This window comes from Leptothrix cholodnii SP-6 (assembly GCF_000019785.1).
Taxonomy (GTDB): domain Bacteria; phylum Pseudomonadota; class Gammaproteobacteria; order Burkholderiales; family Burkholderiaceae_C; genus Sphaerotilus; species Sphaerotilus cholodnii.
The window spans coordinates 1844842-1861164 of sequence record NC_010524.1; the positions used below are offsets into that span (position 1 = coordinate 1844842).

Here is a 16323-nt window from a genome sequence, read left to right on the forward strand (position 1 = left end):
GCCAGCCGTGCGTCGAACCGGCGCAGCAAGACACTTACACGCCACCCGCGGCGCAGCACCGTCCGGTCCGAACCCATGATCGATTCACGAGCACATCAACAACCCGGCATCGCCCCCGAGGCCTGGCGCCTGTCGGTCGCCCCGATGCTGGACTGGACCGACCGCCACTGCCGCCACTTCCATCGCCTGCTCACGCGCCGCACCCGGCTCTACACCGAGATGGTCACCACCGGCGCCCTGCTGCACGGGGATCAGGCGCGCCACCTCGACTTCGACGCCATCGAGCACCCGGTGGCGCTGCAGCTCGGTGGCAGCGATCCGGCCGATCTGGCCGCCTGTGCCAGGCTGGCGCAGCGCTGGGGTTATGACGAGGTCAACCTCAACTGCGGCTGCCCGAGCGAGCGGGTGCAGAAGGGCGCGTTCGGCGCCTGCCTGATGGCCGAGCCGGCGCTGGTGGCCGATGGCGTCAAGGCGATGCGCGACGCGGTGGACGTGCCGGTGACCGTCAAGCACCGCATCGGCATCGACCGTGGCGAGAGCTACGACTTCGTGCGCGACTTCGTCGGCACGCTGGCGGATGCGGGCTGCGAGGTCTTCATCGTGCATGCGCGCAATGCCTGGCTGCAGGGCCTGAGCCCGAAGGAAAACCGCGACATCCCGCCGCTGCGCTACGAGCAGGTCTACCAGCTCAAGCGCGACTTCCCGCAGCTGACGATCGTCATCAACGGCGGCATCAGGACCGACGACGAGATCGCCGCGCACCTGGCCCATGTCGACGGCGTGATGGTGGGCCGTCAGGCCTATCACGAACCCTGGCAGATGGCGGGCTGGGACCTGCGTTTCTTCGGCGAGGCCGCGCCGGCGGGCGAGCGCGCGCAGGTCGAAGCCGCCTGGATGGACTATCTGCAGGCCCAGCATCTGGGCGGGCGGCCGTGGCCGCAGGCGATGCGCCATGCGCTGGGCCTCTGGAACGGCGTGGCCGGTGCGCGCAGCTGGCGGCAGTTCTGGTCCGACCATCATCACAAGTTGCGCCCGCCGCACGAATTGAGCGCGCTTTCGCCGCGCCCCGGGACGGCCGCCGGACGCGAACGGATTGCCCCTTAAACTCGCGCACGTCGCTTGATGGCACGCAGGTGTGCCGGGCTGACACAACCGGGGTGAGGACGGCATTGGTGCAAGCAGCTGGCAACTGGCGCGGAGTTTTTGCGCGCAATGAACGCATCGCCGTCCAGGCGATGCTCGAGAACCTGCGTCGGCTCTGGTGGCTGGCCTGTCTGCTGGTGCCGCTGAGCGTGTTGCACGTGACGGTGTCGTGGGTCGATGCGCCGCAGCACGCCGCGCGTTCGATGGGCCTGTCGGCCGCACCCGACGCCCGCCTCGATGCGCAGGCCGACGGTTCGGCGGCTGCGGCCGCCGCGGCCCGGGCCGCCAACGTGGCGCGCTGGAAGGAAGCCGTGGTGGTGGTGCACCTGGGCATGGCCGCGAACCTGCTGATCGTCAGCGCGATGATCTGGTGGGCGCGGCGCCAGGCGCCGCACGTGCGCGCTTTCCAGGGCGTGCTCGAAGCCTGGGGGCTGATCAGCGCGCTCGGTTTCACGATCGTCGTCGCCAGCATCGATCAGTGGATCTCGGCCGGCATCACGCCGTTCCTGATCGGCTGCGTGCTGGTCGGTTCGCTGTTCCTGCTGCGACCGCAGCGGGCGGCCCTGTTGTACGGCTGCGCGTTCCTGGTCTACGCCTGGGCGATGGGGCTGACGCAGGGCGACGACGCGCGCCTGCTGTCCAACCGCGTCGACGGCCTGATCGCGGCGGTGCTGGGCTTCATGGTGAGCCTGATGATCTGGCGCAAGCACGTGCTCAAGGAAACGCTGGTGTCGGAGCTGCAGGTCACCCGCATGGCCTTGCAGGAGCGCAGCACCGAACTGCAGTCGATGGCGGTGCGCGACACCTTGACCGGCTTGTGGAACCGCGCCGAGATCATGCGGCTGGCCCAGCGCGAGCTGACCCGCGCCCAGCGCCACGGCGGCGAGACCTGCTTCATCATGGTCGACCTCGACAGCTTCAAGCTCATCAACGACCGCTGGGGCCATGCCACCGGGGATCGCGTGCTGGCCGCGGTGGCGAGCCTGCTGCTCGAGGAGCTGCGCGCCACCGACGAGGTCGGCCGCCTGGCCGGCGAGGAGTTCGCGGTGCTGCTGCCGCAGACCAATCTCGAGGAGGCCCGGCTGCTGGCCGAGCGCCTGCACCTGGCGGTCGCGCGCTTGCGCGTGCCGCTGGGCGACGCCACCGTGCGCCTGACGGCCAGCATCGGCGCGGCCTCGCAGACCGGCCGCGCGCTGGTGCCGGTGCCGCAGCAGTTCGAGCGGCTGTTCGGCTCGGCCGAGCAGGCGCTGTCGTCGGCCAAGTCGCAGGGGCGTGACCGCGTGGTGGTCGCCCCGCCGATGGCGCCACTGGTCTGAGCGATGGGCAAGCCCGCGCCGCAGCGTACCGGTGCCTTGCACCCGCCGTTGCCGGTGTGGCTGCCGTATTTCCTGTCGGCCTTGCTGGTGACGGTGCTGGTGGTGGTGCTGGCCGGGCTTTCGCTGTGGCAGGAAAAGCTGCGCCAGCGCGAGCGCGCGGCGGTGGCGGCCCAGAACGTCGTGCGCCTGCTCGAGGCCCATGTCGCCGACGTGTTCCGCCATTGCGACACCTGGCTGCATGTGGTGAGCCGGCTGATCGCCGAGCGCGAGCCCGGCGTGTCGCTGAACTCGCCGGTGCTGCAGCGCAACCTGGAGATCGAGCAGACCGCGGTCGGCGAGTTGCGCCGCGTTCGTGTCACCGATGCCGGCGGGCAGGTGGTGGTCGGCGACACCTGGGCCGATCCGGCGGCGCGCGACCTGTCGTCGCGGGCCGATTTCCGCCGCGCGATGACGGTCGCCGATGCCGGCCTGATCGTCACCGGCCCCAAGCGTGACACCGCCAGCGGTGAATGGTCGATGAGCCTGATGCGCGCCGTGCGTGGCGCCGACGGACGTTTCCAGGGCGTGGTGGTGGCGGATCTGCCGGTGCGCCATTTCGCCGCCCGTTTCGCGGCACCCGAGCTCGGGCAGCGCGGTGCGGCGACCATCCGCACCTCGGGCCTGGCCCTGGTGCTGCGCGAGCCGTGGCCGGGCGACGACAGCCGCCTGATCGGCAGCACCGAGGTCTCCCGGCAGCTGCGCGAGGTGCTCGCCAATCCGGCCAGAGAGGGCAGCTACATCGCCGCCACCGCGCTCGACGGCATCGAGCGGGTCAACGCCTACCGCAAGTTGCGCGACTACCCGCTGACGGTGATCGTCGGCCTGGCCACCGACGACTTCGCGCCGGCCTGGAACACCATCGCGCTGATGATCGGCCTGCTGTCGGCGATGAGCGTGGGCACGGTGATCCTGGCGGCCGTGCTGCTGTACCGCGGCTCGCGCCGCCAGATCGATGCCGCGCAGCAGCGCTTCGATTCGGTCGTGCGCTACTCGCGCGATGCGATCGTCTGCAAGTCGCGCGCGGGCATCGTCACCAGCTGGAACGCCGGCGCCGAGGCGATCTTCGGCTACACCGAGGCCGAGATGCTGGGCCGACCCGTCACCGTGCTGCTGCCGCCCGAGCGCCAGCACGAGGAGGCCGAGATCCTGGCCTGCGTGGCGCGCGGCGAGCGGGTCGAGCCCTTCGAGACCGTGCGGCTGCACAAGAACGGTCAGCGGCTGGCGATCTCGATCTCGGTGGCGCCGCTGGTCGATGCCGAGCAGCAGATCGTCGGCGCCTCCAGCATCGCGCGCGACGTCACCCGTCAGCGTGCGATGGAAGAAGAGATCCGCAGCCTGGCCTTCGACGATCCGCTCACCCGTTTGCCCAACCGCCGCCTGCTGCTCGACCGCCTCGGCCACGCCCTGGCGGCCGCACGCCGCAGCCACGTCTGCGCGGCGGTGATCTTCATCGATCTCGACCACTTCAAGCAGCTCAACGACCTGCACGGCCACGCGGCCGGCGACCGCCTGCTGGTCGACGTGGCCCGGCGCCTGCGCGCCACCGTGCGCGAGAGCGACACCGTGGCGCGGCTGGGTGGCGACGAGTTCGTGGTGGTCTGCACCGACCTGGGCGCCGACGTGGCGCAGGCCCATGTCGAGGCACAGGCACTGGAGGCCAAGATCGAGGCCGCGATCAGTCACGACATGCCGGTGGGCGAGGCGGTTTTCGTCTGCCGTGCCAGCGTCGGCTACCGGCTCTTCTGCGGCGGCGACGACACGATCGAAACCCTGCTGCGCGACGCCGATGCGGCGATGTACGCCACCAAGGCGACCCACCGCGCCAGCGAGTGGGGCGGCGACGACCTGGCCGGCACCCCTCAGTCGCTGGCGCGCTGACCGGCCGGCCAGGTGGCCAGCGCGACGCCCAGCAGGGCCAGCGCAAATGCGCCGGCCTGGGCGCCGCTGACGTGTTCGCCGAGCAGGCCCACGCCCACGCCGGCGGCGGCCAGCGGCAGCATCACCGTGAACACGCCCGCCTGCGCAGCCGGTACCTGGCGCAGCCCGGTCATCCACAGCCAGACCGTGGCCACGCTGGCCGCCAGCGCGTAGAACACCAGCAGCCCCCAGGTGCCGTCGCCGACCGCGCCGAAGTCGAACGACCGCGCCTGCCACAGCCCCAGCGGCGTGACCAGTGCCAGGCCCCATGCATTGACCAGCGCGCTGATGCGCTTGGGGCCGAGCGGGCCGCTGAGCTTCTTGCCGATCACCACGTAGCTGGCTTCGCACAACACCGCGCCCATCAGCAGTAGGTTGCCGAGCAGCACCGCGTGGCCGGGCTCGGTGACGGTGTCGGCGGCAGCCGGCTTGGCCAGGCTGACGAGCATGATGCCCGCCACCGCGCAGCCGATACCCGCCAGCACCTGCGGTGTCAGCCGCTCGCGCAGGAACAGCCGCGACAGCAGCGCCACCACGCCCGGCAGCGCCGCCATGATCACGCCGGCCGCCAGCGCGGTGCTGAGCAGCACGCCGTAGAGCATGCAGACCGAGAACAGGAAGTTGCCGAGAAAGCTCTCGAAGAACAGCAGCACGCGGTCGTGGCGCGACAGCGGCTGCTCGTCGGCGGGCCGGCGCAGCCAGCCGGCCATCGCGACCGCGGCGATGCCGAAGCGCAGCCACGCCAGCAGGAAGATCGGGAACACGCCGACCAGCAGCTTGGACAGCCCGACGTAACTGCCCACCAGCGCCATGCTGGCGCCCAGGCAGGCGTAGGCCAGCCACGGCGGCAGCGGACGGCGCCTCACGGCGTCAGCCCTTCAGGGCCGCCTGCTGTTCTTTCCAGAGCCGGCGCTCGCGCTGCGCGATCAGGTAGCTCGACAGCACCACGAACACCGCGACCACCGCGATCACCACCGTGGCGAGCGCGTTGACGGTGGGGTCGAGGCCGAGCCGGGCGCGCGAGAAGATCACCAGCGGCAGCGTCGTCGAGCCCGGGCCGGACAGGAAGGCCGACATCACGACGTCGTCGAGCGAGAGCGTGAAGGTCAGCAGCCAGGCCGCCAGCAGCGACTGCGCGATCATCGGCAGCGTGACCAGGAAGAACACCTGGATCGGCCGGGCGCCCAGGTCCTGCGCGGCCTCCTCGAACTGCGGATTGAGGTCGCGCAGGCGCGCCGAGATCACCACCGTGGCGTAGGCCATGCCGACCAGCAGGTGGCCGAGCCAGATCGTCATCAGGCCGCGCTCGGGGAAACCGAAGACACGCTGCACCGACACCAGCATCAGCAGCAGCGACAGGCCGACGATGACCTCGGGCATCACCAGCGGCGCGTTGATCATCCCGGAGAACAGCGTGCGGCCCCTGAAGCGCGGATAGCGCTCGAGCGTGAACGCCGCCAGCGTGCCCAGCACCACCGCGCCGGTGGCCGAGCCGGCCGCGACCTGCAGGCTCAGGAACAGCGCGGCGCGGATGTCCTCGTCGCCGACGAGCTTCTCGTACCAGCGCAGCGAGAAGCCGCTCCAGACGTTGGGCACCGGCGACTCGGTGAAGCTGAACACCACCAGCGAGACGATCGGCAGGTAGAGGAAGGCGAAGCCGCCGAACAGCCACAGGCGGCTGACCCAGCGGGCGGTGGGGGTGGTGATCATTTGTGCGTCGCCTGCGCCTGGCTGCGGTTGAAGATGGCCAGCGGCACCAGGATCATCATGACCATCACCACCGCCACGCTCGACGCCATCGGCCAGTCGTTGTTGGCGAAGAACTCGTCCCACAGCACGCGGCCGATCATCAGCGTCTCGGGGCCGCCGAGCAGTTCGGGGATCACGTATTCACCCACGCACGGGATGAACACCAGCATGGCGCCGGCGACGATGCCCGCGCGCGACAGCGGCACCGTCACGCGCCAGAAGGTCTGCCAGGGCGTCGCGCCCAGGTCCTGCGCGGCTTCGAGCAGGCGGATGTCGAGCTTGGACAGCGTGCCGTACAGCGGCAGCACCATGAACGGCAGATAGGTGTAGACCATGCCGATCACCAGCGAGAACGGGCTGTACATGAACTGCCCCTCGGCCGGGATGGCGCCGAGCGCGAACAGCACCTGGTCGATGCCCAGCGCCTTGAGCGCCGTGCCGACCCAGCCGGTGTCGGCGTCGAGCAGGCCCTTCCAGGCGTAGACGCGCAGCAGGAAGCTGGTCCAGAACGGCAGCATCACGCCCATCAGCAGCAGCGGCTGCAGCGATGCGGCCGAGCGCGCCATGAAGTAGGCGAACGGGTAGCCGATCGCCAGGCACACCAGCGTGGTGACGCCGGCGTACAGCAGCGACAGGCCGTAGGTGCTGATGTAGAGGTCGTCGGTGAACAGCAGCTGGTAGTTGCCCAGCCGCACGGTCAGCGTCAGCTCGGTCTCGGTCCAGTGGACCAGTTCGGTGACCAGCGCGCCGTCCATCGACGACAGGCTGATGCGCAGCAGGATCAGGAACGGCAGCAGGAAGAAGATCAGCAGCCACACATAGGGCACGCCGATCACGCTGTTGCGCCCGCCCAGCGCGCGGGCCCGTTCGGCCAGGCGCGCGATGCGGGTGGTGTGGATGCTCATGGCCGGATCCTCACTGCGTCAGCACGACCTGGGCGGTCGGCGACCAGTGGGCCCAGACCTGATCGCCCACCACCGGGTTGTCGGCGGTCAGGCGCTCCTCGTTCTCGACGTTGACCTTGAGCGTCGCGCCGCTGGCCAGCCGCAGGTGGTAGATCGTGAAGCTGCCGAAGTACGACAGCGCGTGCACCGTGCCGCTGACCTGGTTGTGCGGCAGCGCCGCACGTTCGCGCGTGAGGTGGATCTTCTCGGGCCGCACCGCCACCGTGACGGGCATGCCGAGGTAGCCGGTGATGCCGTGGCCGACGTGGTGGGTCACGTCGCCGCACTCGACCTCGACCCGGTCGGGCTCGTCGAGCGTGATCTTGCCGTCCATCAGGTTGACGTTGCCGATGAAGTCGGCGACGAAGCGGCTGGCCGGCGTCTCGTAGATGTCGGCCGGGCCGCCCACCTGCAGGAAACGGCCTTCGCTCATGACGGCCAGACGCGAGGCCATCGTCATCGCCTCTTCCTGGTCGTGCGTGACCATCACGCAGGTCACGCCGACGCTGTGGATGATGTTGACCAGCTCGATCTGGGTCTGCTCGCGCAGCTTCTTGTCGAGCGCGCCGAGCGGCTCGTCGAGCAGCAGCAGCTGCGGCCGCTTGGCCAGGCTGCGCGCCAGCGCCACGCGCTGCTGCTGGCCGCCCGAGAGCTGGTGCGGCTTGCGCCTGGCGTACTTGCCGAGCTGGGTCAGGCGCAGCATCTCCTCGACGCGCTGCTCGATCTCGACGCGCGGCAGCCCGTCGCGCTTGAGGCCGAAGGCGATGTTGTCCCACACCGTCAGGTGCGGGAACAGCGCATACGACTGGAACATCATGTTGACCGGGCGCCGATACGGCGGCAGCCCGGCCAGGTCGGCGCCGTTGAGAACGATGCGCCCCGAGGTGGGCGACTCGAAACCCGCCAGCATGCGCAGCAGCGTGCTCTTGCCGCAGCCCGACGAGCCCAGCAGCGCGAAGATCTCGCCGCGCGCGACGTTCAGGCTGACCTGATCGACGGCGCGGAACTCACCGAAATCCTTCACCACGGCTTCGATCCGCAGAAAGGCCGAGTCTTCTTGTTGCTGGACAACGCTCATGCGGATTCCTCGTCCTCGGTGCGCGCGCGCCGCCTCAGCGGTTGGCCTTGAAGTTGGTGAAGGTGCGCGTGATCAGCTTGCGCGTGGCCTGGTCGGGCGTGCCGGGCGGGATCATCGTCGCCATGGCGGCCTCGTTCGGGAACACCGCCGGATCCTTGGCGATCGCCGCGTCCACGAACTGCAGCGAGGCCTTGTTCGGGTTGGCGTAGAACACCGAGTTGGTCAGCGAGGCATGCACCTCGGCGCGCAGGATGTAGTCGATGAACTTGTGCGCGTTGTCGGGGTGCTTGGCATCCTTGGGGATCGCCATGGTGTCGAAGAACAGCAGGCCGCCCATCTTGGGCAGCAGCACTTCGAGCTGCTGCGGCTTCTTGGCCTTGGCCGACTTGTCCTTGGCGATCAGGATGTCGCCCGACCAGCCGACCACCGCACAGAGCTTGCCGCTGGCCATCTGGTCGATGTAGTCGGAACCCGAGCCGGCGAAGCGCGTCACCGACGGGCGGATCTGCTTGAGCATCTCGGCGGCGGCCTTGTAGTCGTCGGCGCTCTTGCTGTGAGGATCCTTGCCCACGTACTTCAGCGCGATCGGGATGATCTCGGAGGCGGTGTCCAGGAACGACACGCCGCAACCCTTGAGCTTCTTGGCGTACTCGGGCTTGAAGACCAGGTCCCAGGCGTTCTCGGGCATGGGCATGTCGCCCAGCGCCTTCGCGACCTTCTCCTTGTTGATGCCCACCGTGGTGTAGCCCCACAGCCAGTCGACGATGTGCTCGTTGCCCGGATCCATCTTGGCCAGCTGGGCCTGGATGGCGGGGTCGAGGTTCTTGTAGTTGGTCAGCTTGCTCTTGTCGAGCTTCATCAGCAGGCCGGCCTCGATCTGCTGCTTGGCGAAGTGCGAGCCGGGGACCACGATGTCGTAGCCCGACTTGCCCGCCACCAGCTTGGCGTGCAGCGCCTCGTTGCTGTCGAAGTTGTCGTAGCGGACCTTGATGCCGGTTTCCTTCGTGAAGTTCTTGATCGTGTCTTCGGCGATGTAGTCGGCCCAGTTGTAGATGTTCAGGACTTTTTCTTCCTGCGCGTGAACGCCGGCAGAAGCGGCAACCGCCATGGCGGCCACCAGCATGTTGAGCAACTTCGTGGGCCGTGAGGACTTCAGTGTCATGAATGCTCCTGAGCAAAGGAAAAGAGAGGAAGAAAAGCCTGCAACGTGGCGGTCAGGAAGACGGATGACCGCGATCCCTGCCTTGCCGCGGCGCGAATTATGGTGCAGCGCAACGGCATTTCAGACCGGGGCTCGCCCTGCCTGCAACGCCGTTGCGCCGCGCGGGTTCAGTCGTCGATGCGCAGCCAGGTGGTCTTGAGTTCGGTGTACTTGTCGAGCGCGTGCAGCGACTTGTCGCGGCCGTTGCCACTTTGCTTGTAGCCGCCGAACGGCACGGTGATGTCGTCCTCGTCGTACTGGTTGACATGGACCGTGCCGGCTCGCAAGGCGCGTGCCACGCGATGGGCACGGTTGATGTCGTGGCTCCAGACGCTGGCCTGCAGACCGTAGGGGCTGGCATTGGCGAGTGCCACGGCCTCGGCCTCGGTCGAGAAGCGCAGCACCGACAGCACCGGGCCGAAGATCTCCTCGCGGGCGATGCGCATCTGCGGGCTCACCTGGTCGAACAAGGTCGGCTCGACGTAGTAGCCGCCGGTCTCGGCGCGCACCTGGCGGCCACCGGCTGCACACACCGCGCCTTCGGTCTCGGCCGAGGCGATGAAGCCGAGCACCGTGTTCATCTGGCCCTCGTCGACCAGCGCGCCCATCACGCTGCCAGCGTCGAGCGGATCGGCCGGCGCGTACTTCGGCATCTCGGCACGCACCGCGGCGACGAAGTCGTCGGCGATGGATTCATGCACCAGCACCCGCGACGGTGCATTGCACGACTCGCCCTGGTTGAAGTACAGGCTGGCCGCGACGGTGCAGGCGGCCAGCGCCGGATCCTGGTGGTCGGGGAAGACGATGAACGCCGACTTGCCGCCCAGCTCGTTGAACACGCGCTTGAGGTTGGAGCGGCCGGCGTACTCGAGCATCTTGCGGCCCACCCGGGTCGAGCCGGTGAAGCCGATGGCGTCGACATCCATGTGCAGCGCCAGCGCCTCGCCGGCCTCGTGGCCGTAGCCCGGCACGGCGTTGAAGACGCCCGGCGGCAGGCCGGCATCGAGCGCCAGTTCGGCCAGCCGCAGCGCGGTGAGCGGCGACTTCTCGCTCGGCTTGATCACCACCGAGTTGCCGGTGGCCAGCGCCGGCCCGAGCTTCCAGGCGGCCATGATCATCGGGTAGTTCCAGGGCACGATGGCGCCGATCACGCCCATCGGCTCGCGCGTGATCAGCGCCAGCGCGTGGCGGCCGGTGGGCGCGATCTCGTCGTAGACCTTGTCGATCGCCTCGGCGTACCAGGTGATCGTGCGCGCGGTCGACGGCACGTCGACGGCGAGCGAGTAGCGGATCGGCTTGCCCATGTCTAGGGTCTCGAGCAGCGCCAGTTCCTCGCGCGCGGCGAGGATCTTTTCACCGAAGCGCTGCAGGATCTTCTTGCGCTCGGCCGGTGCCTTGCGGGCCCAGCGGCCGTCGTCGAAGGCGGCGCGGGCCGAGGCCACCGCGCGGTCGACATCGGCCTCGCGGCAGCGCGCCACCGCGGCCAGCCGGCGGCCGTCGATCGGCGAATGGCAGGCGAAGGTCTCGCCCGCCAGCGCGTCGCGGCGCTCGCCGTCGATGACGGCGCGGCCGTCGATGCGCAGGGCCAGGGCGCGGGCGTGCCAGTCGGTGTCGGGGCTGTTCATCGGCTTGCTCCTTCGGTGCCGCGTTCAGAGCGCGCCGCGTTGGCGCAGGTCGGCCAGCGTCAGGTCGAGGCAGCGGCGGATCAGGCCCATCAGCTCGTCGATCTGCGCGCGCGTGATCACCAGTGGCGGCGCGATGATCATGCGGTCGCCGACCGCGCGCATCACCAGGCCGTTGGCGAAGCAGTGGCCGCGGCACAGCATGCCGACTTCGAGCGACGCGTCGAAGGCCACCGGCGCGCCATCGGGACCGGCCTTGTCCTTGCACAGCAGCATCGCGCCCATCAGGCCGCAGGTCTGGGTGTCGCCGATCAGCGGGTGCGCGCGCAGCGCCTCGAACTGCTGCGCCAGATACGGGCCGACGTCCTCGCGCACATGCTCGACCAGGCCGAGCTGCCGGATCAGCCGGATGTTGGCCAGCGCCACCGCGCAGGCCACCGGGTGGCCCGAGTAGGTGTAGCCGTGTTCGAACTCGCCGCCCTGTTCGATCAGGGCCTTGGCGACGCGCTCGCCGACCAGCACGCCGCCCAGCGGCACGTAGCCGCTGGTCACGCCCTTGGCGAAGGTGATCAGGTCGGGCCGCGTGCCCATGGTCTGGCAGCCGAACCAGTTGCCGGTGCGCCCGAAGCCGGTGATGACCTCGTCGCTTACCAGCAGGATGCCGTACCGGTCGCAGATGCGCTGGATCTCGGGCCAGTAGCTCGCCGGCGGCACGATCACGCCGCCCGCGCCCTGCACTGGCTCGCCGATGAAGGCGGCCACCTTGTCCGCGCCGATCTCGAGGATCTTGTCTTCGAGCCAGCGCGCGGCCTTCAGGCCGAAGGCCTCGCGGTCCATGCCGCGGCCGTGTTCGATCCAGTAGGGCTGGTCGATGTGGTCGATGCCCGGGATCGGCAGGCCGCCCTGCGCGTGCATGTATTTCATGCCGCCGAGCGAGGCGCCGGCCATGGTCGAGCCGTGGTAGCCGTTCCAGCGGCCGATGATCACCTGGCGCTCGGGCTGGCCCTGCAGATCCCAGTAGCGCCGCACCATGCGCACGACGGTGTCGTTGCCCTCCGAGCCGGAGTTGGCGAAGAACACGTGCTGGAAACCCGGCGGGCTGATCTGCGCCAGCAGCTCGGCCAGCTCGACGGCCGGTGGCGTGGTGGTCTGGAAGAAGCTGTTGTAGAACGGCAGTTGCCGCATCTGCTGCGTGGCGGCGTCGACCAGGGCCTCCTGGCCGTAGCCGACGTTGACGCACCACAGGCCGCTCATCGCGTCGAACAGCTGGTGGCCCTCGCTGTCCCAGAGGTAGACGTCGTGCGCGCGCGTGATGATGCGCGAGCCCTTCCGGGCCAGCGCCTGGAAGTCGGTGAACGGATGCAGGAAGTGCGCGGCGTCGGCGGCTTGCCAGTCGGCGGTGGTGCGGGGCGCCGCGTGGGTCGGGATGTTCGTGTTCATCGGGGTTCTCCGGGTTCGGTCGAAGGTGTCGCGTTCAGACGTGCAGGAGAAGGTGCTCCCTCTCCCACGGTGAAATCACCTTCATGAACTCGGCGTGCTCGATCTCCTTGACCTCGGTGTAGACGGTGATGAACTCGGCGCCGAGCACGTCGGCCAGGTCTTTTTCGTTGCGCAGCAGGTCGAGCGCTTCGCCCAGGCTGCGTGGCAACGCGAAGTCGCCGAGGTAGGCGTCGCCCTTGCATTCCGGGGTCGGCTCGATGCGGTTCTTGATGCCCAGGTAGCCGCAGGCCAGCGTCGCGGCGAGCGCGACGTAGGGGTTGGCGTCGGCGCCGATGACGCGGTTCTCGATGCGGCGCGCGGCCGGCGTGGCCACCGGGCTGCGGATGCCGACCGTGCGGTTGTCGGTGCCCCACTGGATGTTGATCGGTGCGGCCGTGAAGCGCGACAGCCGGCGGTAGCTGTTGACGTAGGGCGCGAACAGCGCCATCGCCGCCGGGATGTATTTCTGCAGCCCGCCGATGTACCAGTAGAACTCGCGGCTGGCCGTGCCGTCGGGGTTGCTGAAGAGGTTCTTGCCGTCGCGGCCGAGCACGCTTTGATGGATGTGCATGGCGCTGCCTGGCTCGCCGGCGATCGGCTTGGCCATGAAGGTGGCGAACATGTCGTGGCGCATCGCCGCCTCGCGCACGGTGCGCTTGAAGAAGAACACCTCGTCGGCCAGCCCGAGCGGGTGGTCGTGGAAGAAGTTGATCTCCATCTGGCCGGCGCCGACCTCGTGAATCAGCGTGTCGACGTTGAGCTCCATCTGCTCGCAGTACGAATAGACGTCCTCGAACAGCGGATCGAACTCGTTGACCGCGTCGATCGAGTAGGCCTGGCGCGAGGTTTCGGCCCGGCCGCTGCGGCCGATCGGGGGTTTCAGCGGCATGTCGGGATCGGAGTTGCGCGCCACCAGGTAGAACTCGAGTTCGGGCGCCACCACCGGGCTCCAGCCTTCGGCGTCGAAAAGTCCGCAGACGCGCCGCAGCACCGAGCGGGGCGCAAACGGCACCATCCGGCCTTCCTTGTCGTAGCAGTCGTGGATGACCTGCGCGGTCGGGTCGGTGGCCCACGGCACGATGCGCACGGTGCGCGGGTCGGGGCGCAGGTGCATGTCGCGGTCGGTCGGGTTGATGACGTCGTAGTAGGGCCCCTCTTCGGGGAACTCGCCGGTCACGCCCATTGCCACCACCGCCTCGGGCAGGCGCATGCCGCGGTCTTCGGTGAACTTCTGGCGCGGCAGGATCTTGCCGCGCGCCACGCCGGTGAGGTCCGGAACGAGGCATTCGATTTCGGTGACGCGGCGCTCGTTGAGCCAGTTTTCCAGGTCGCTGAACGTGAAGTGATCTTTGGTGAGCATGAGCAATCCCTTTGCGCGCCGCATTTGCTCGCATCGTGGGCACGATGGGCCGGGGCTGCGGCGCTGCCACCCGTCGAAGATGCATCGCCGCGGCGGGCGACGCCCCTTCAGCGGCTCGGTGGCCGGTGGGTGTCGCGGTACTCCTGGCAGGCGGCGCCGAAGGCGCGCAGCAGCGTCATCGAGACCGGGTTGTGCGCGGCCTGCCACTCGGGGTGCCACTGCACGCCCAGGCCGAAGCCGGGCGTGTCGGTGACCGAAAACGCTTCGACCAGACCGTCGGGCGCGAGTGCCTCGATGCGCAGGCCGTCGGCCAGTCGGTTGACGCCCTGACCGTGCAGGCTGTTGACTTCGAATCCGTCGATGCCTTCGCCATCGAACAGGCGCTCGAACAGACCGCCGGGCCGGATCGCCACCCGGTGCGCCGGGCCGTATTGCGTGGCCACCGGCAGCACGGCCAGCGCGCGGTGATCGAGGTGGCCGGGCAGCGTCTGCACGGCCTGGTGCAGGCTGCCGCCGAGGGCGACGTTGACCTCCTGGAAGCCGCGGCAGATTGCGAAAAGCGGAAGGCCGCGTGCCAGCGCGAGCGGGATCAGCGGCAGGGTCCAGTCGTCGCGCACCGGGTCGAGCGGCAGCGACGGGTCGTGCACGTCCTCGCCGAAACGGCTCGGATGCACGTTGGAGGGCGAGCCCGACAGCAGCACGCCGTCGGCCAGGTCGAGCAGGGCATCGATTTCGTCGTGGTGGGCCGAGGGCACCACCAGGGGCAGGGCGCCCGCCAGCCGGACGGCATCGACGTATTTCTGGCCGGCCACATGGAAGGGATGCTGGCCGAGCATCCGGTTGCAGGCCGGTACCAGCACGACGGGCAAGCGACTCATGAGCGCCTCGCGTCGAATGAATGCGTTTGCGGACTTCTTGCGGTGGGCGAGGTGCGCGGCAGGTGTCTCATTGGGCTTGCTGCAGCCGGCTTGTTGAGCCGGCGACACTGGGCTTACTGAAGTTGGGAATGTCGTTCGAATGACCTTGTGCACGGAGTGTGCCAGAGGCCTTCGAGGCCGTCCCGCGGGCTTCCACCGAGCGTGGGCCGGGTGGCCTGTGCGCGTTCAGAGCAGGTCCTTCAGGCGATACCAGGCCATGCCCAGCACCAGCGACGGCATGCGCAGCCAGCGCCCGCCCGGAAACGGCCGGTGCTTGATGCGCGCGAACACGTCGAAGCGCGAACTGTCGCCGCTGATTGCCTGCGCCACCAGCTTGCCGGCCAGACCGGTCAGCGCCAGCCCGTGGCCCGAGAAGCCCTGCAGGTAGTAGACGTTGGGCGTGCGCGCCGCGCGATCGGTGCCGACACCTGGCAGACGGCCGAAATCGGGCGCGCGGTTCATGCTGATGTCGACGAAGCCGCCCCAGGCGTGGGCGATGCGCACCTCGCTCAGGCCCGGGAACGTGCGCACCATGCGCGCCTTCATCGACTCGGCCAGCCGGCGCGGCGTGAACATGCTGTAGCTGACGCGCCCGCCGTAGAGCAGCCGGTGGTCGGCGGTGGGGCGGAAGTGGTCGAGCACGAAGTTGGTGTCGCAGACCGCCGCGCGGGTGGGCAGCAGGTCGGCCAGCAGCTCGGCCGGCAGGCGTTCGGTGCAGGCGATGTAGGTGCCCACCGGCATGATGCGCGGCTCGAGTTCGGGCGCCAGGCCCTGCTGGTGGACGTTGCCGGCCAGCAGCACCTGATCGGCCACCACCTTGCCGCGGGCGGTGTGCAGCGTGGCGGGCTGGCCGCGTTCGAGCCGGGTCACCGCGCTGCTTTCGTAGATGCGCACGCCCGCTGCACTGGCCGCCCGAGCCAGGCCGAGCGCGTACTTGAGCGGGTGCAGGTGGCCCGATCGCGGGTCGTGGATGCCGGCGTAGTAGCGCGGGCTGTGGATCCAGTGTTCGAGTTCCTGGCGTGCGATCCATTGGAACGCGTGTTCGTAGACCCGCGCCATGCGCTCGACCCAGGTCTTGAGCTCGCTGGCCTTGCGCACGTTGGTGGCCAGGCTCAGGTAGCCGCTCTGCCAGTCGCAGTCGATGCGGTGGCGCTGGCAGCGCTGGCCGATCAGGTCGATCGCCTCCAGGCTCATGTCCCAGACCTGGCGCGCCGCGCGCAGGCCGAGCTGCTGCTCGATCTCGGTCTGATCGCAGGCCAGCCCGTGGATGGCCTGACCGCCGTTGCGCCCGGATGCGCCCCAGCCGACCTGCTGGGCTTCGAGCAGCACCACCTGGTGGCCCCGTTCGGCCAGCTCCAGCGCAGCCGACAGCCCGGCCAACCCGCCGCCGACCACCGCCACGTCGCAGCGCAGATCGCCGTCGAACACCGGCCAGTGGTGGTCACGGATCGCCGTGGCGGCGTAGTACGAGTCGCTCGCGAGAGCGGTGTCGATGTCCAGCAGTCGGCCCATGCGCGTCAGGCTAACAGGATCTGCGCGGCAGTCGTTGCACCTGCGG

The 16323-nt window shown here is 69.2% G+C and carries 13 protein-coding genes; 3 read left to right on the forward strand and 10 right to left on the reverse strand.

Annotated features, from left to right (window positions below):
* Window positions 1-75 precede the first annotated feature (75 nt).
* From dusA to LCHO_RS08655, 3 genes are all read left to right on the forward strand, one after another.
* The gene (gene dusA / locus LCHO_RS08645) at window positions 76-1104 is read left to right on the forward strand and encodes a tRNA dihydrouridine(20/20a) synthase DusA (RefSeq protein ID WP_012346757.1); all 1029 of its coding nucleotides are present in this window, start codon (window positions 76-78) and stop codon (window positions 1102-1104) included.
* Window positions 1105-1172: 68 nt separating this feature from the next.
* Window positions 1173-2459: a GGDEF domain-containing protein gene (locus tag LCHO_RS22075; RefSeq protein WP_150105439.1), complete on the forward strand. Its 1287-nt coding sequence runs from the start codon at window positions 1173-1175 to the stop codon at window positions 2457-2459.
* Between the two features lie 3 nt (window positions 2460-2462).
* Entirely contained in the window at window positions 2463-4376 is a 1914-nt protein-coding gene (locus tag LCHO_RS08655) for a bifunctional diguanylate cyclase/phosphodiesterase (RefSeq protein ID WP_012346759.1), read from the forward strand.
* On the opposite strand, the gene LCHO_RS08660 is transcribed toward LCHO_RS08655, so the two are convergent.
* The 10 genes from LCHO_RS08660 to LCHO_RS08705 form a co-directional block, all read right to left on the reverse strand.
* The gene (locus LCHO_RS08660; RefSeq protein ID WP_012346760.1) at window positions 4358-5281 is read right to left on the reverse strand and encodes a DMT family transporter; all 924 of its coding nucleotides are present in this window, start codon (window positions 5279-5281) and stop codon (window positions 4358-4360) included. The genes LCHO_RS08655 and LCHO_RS08660 overlap by 19 nt on opposite strands.
* Window positions 5282-5285: 4 nt before the next feature.
* Entirely contained in the window at window positions 5286-6125 is an 840-nt protein-coding gene (locus LCHO_RS08665) for an ABC transporter permease (protein WP_012346761.1), read from the reverse strand.
* On the reverse strand, window positions 6122-7069 hold the full coding sequence (locus LCHO_RS08670) for an ABC transporter permease (RefSeq protein WP_012346762.1): 948 nt from the start codon (window positions 7067-7069) through the stop codon (window positions 6122-6124). The genes LCHO_RS08665 and LCHO_RS08670 overlap by 4 nt, the downstream gene beginning before the upstream one ends.
* A 10-nt stretch (window positions 7070-7079) precedes the next feature.
* On the reverse strand, window positions 7080-8186 hold the full coding sequence (locus LCHO_RS08675; RefSeq protein WP_012346763.1) for an ABC transporter ATP-binding protein: 1107 nt from the start codon (window positions 8184-8186) through the stop codon (window positions 7080-7082).
* Window positions 8187-8220: 34 nt separating this feature from the next.
* Complete coding sequence (locus tag LCHO_RS08680) at window positions 8221-9348, reverse strand: polyamine ABC transporter substrate-binding protein (protein WP_012346764.1); 1128 nt, start codon at window positions 9346-9348, stop codon at window positions 8221-8223.
* 167 nt (window positions 9349-9515) lie between these two features.
* Complete coding sequence (locus tag LCHO_RS08685) at window positions 9516-11012, reverse strand: aldehyde dehydrogenase (RefSeq protein ID WP_012346765.1); 1497 nt, start codon at window positions 11010-11012, stop codon at window positions 9516-9518.
* 24 nt (window positions 11013-11036) lie between these two features.
* Window positions 11037-12449: an aspartate aminotransferase family protein gene (locus LCHO_RS08690; RefSeq protein WP_012346766.1), complete on the reverse strand. Its 1413-nt coding sequence runs from the start codon at window positions 12447-12449 to the stop codon at window positions 11037-11039.
* Window positions 12450-12483: 34 nt separating this feature from the next.
* Window positions 12484-13848 carry a glutamine synthetase family protein gene (locus LCHO_RS08695; protein WP_012346767.1) on the reverse strand — a complete coding sequence of 455 codons (1365 nt, stop codon included), beginning with the start codon at window positions 13846-13848 and terminating at the stop codon, window positions 12484-12486.
* A gap of 107 nt (window positions 13849-13955) precedes the next feature.
* Entirely contained in the window at window positions 13956-14726 is a 771-nt protein-coding gene (locus tag LCHO_RS08700) for a gamma-glutamyl-gamma-aminobutyrate hydrolase family protein (protein ID WP_012346768.1), read from the reverse strand.
* 225 nt (window positions 14727-14951) lie between these two features.
* Window positions 14952-16277 carry an NAD(P)/FAD-dependent oxidoreductase gene (locus tag LCHO_RS08705; protein WP_012346769.1) on the reverse strand — a complete coding sequence of 442 codons (1326 nt, stop codon included), beginning with the start codon at window positions 16275-16277 and terminating at the stop codon, window positions 14952-14954.
* Window positions 16278-16323: the final 46 nt, after the last annotated feature.

Coding starts and splice junctions, on each gene's coding strand:
- dusA (WP_012346757.1), top strand. CDS start 76: ATGATCGATTCACGAGCACATCAACAACCCGGCATCGCCCCCGAGGCC.
- LCHO_RS08700 (WP_012346768.1), bottom strand. CDS start 14,726: ATGAGTCGCTTGCCCGTCGTGCTGGTACCGGCCTGCAACCGGATGCTC.
- LCHO_RS08680 (WP_012346764.1), bottom strand. CDS start 9,348: ATGACACTGAAGTCCTCACGGCCCACGAAGTTGCTCAACATGCTGGTG.
- LCHO_RS08675 (WP_012346763.1), bottom strand. CDS start 8,186: ATGAGCGTTGTCCAGCAACAAGAAGACTCGGCCTTTCTGCGGATCGAA.
- LCHO_RS08655 (WP_012346759.1), top strand. CDS start 2,463: ATGGGCAAGCCCGCGCCGCAGCGTACCGGTGCCTTGCACCCGCCGTTG.
- LCHO_RS08695 (WP_012346767.1), bottom strand. CDS start 13,848: ATGCTCACCAAAGATCACTTCACGTTCAGCGACCTGGAAAACTGGCTC.
- LCHO_RS08685 (WP_012346765.1), bottom strand. CDS start 11,012: ATGAACAGCCCCGACACCGACTGGCACGCCCGCGCCCTGGCCCTGCGC.
- LCHO_RS08665 (WP_012346761.1), bottom strand. CDS start 6,125: ATGATCACCACCCCCACCGCCCGCTGGGTCAGCCGCCTGTGGCTGTTC.
- LCHO_RS08705 (WP_012346769.1), bottom strand. CDS start 16,277: ATGGGCCGACTGCTGGACATCGACACCGCTCTCGCGAGCGACTCGTAC.
- LCHO_RS08690 (WP_012346766.1), bottom strand. CDS start 12,449: ATGAACACGAACATCCCGACCCACGCGGCGCCCCGCACCACCGCCGAC.
- LCHO_RS08670 (WP_012346762.1), bottom strand. CDS start 7,069: ATGAGCATCCACACCACCCGCATCGCGCGCCTGGCCGAACGGGCCCGC.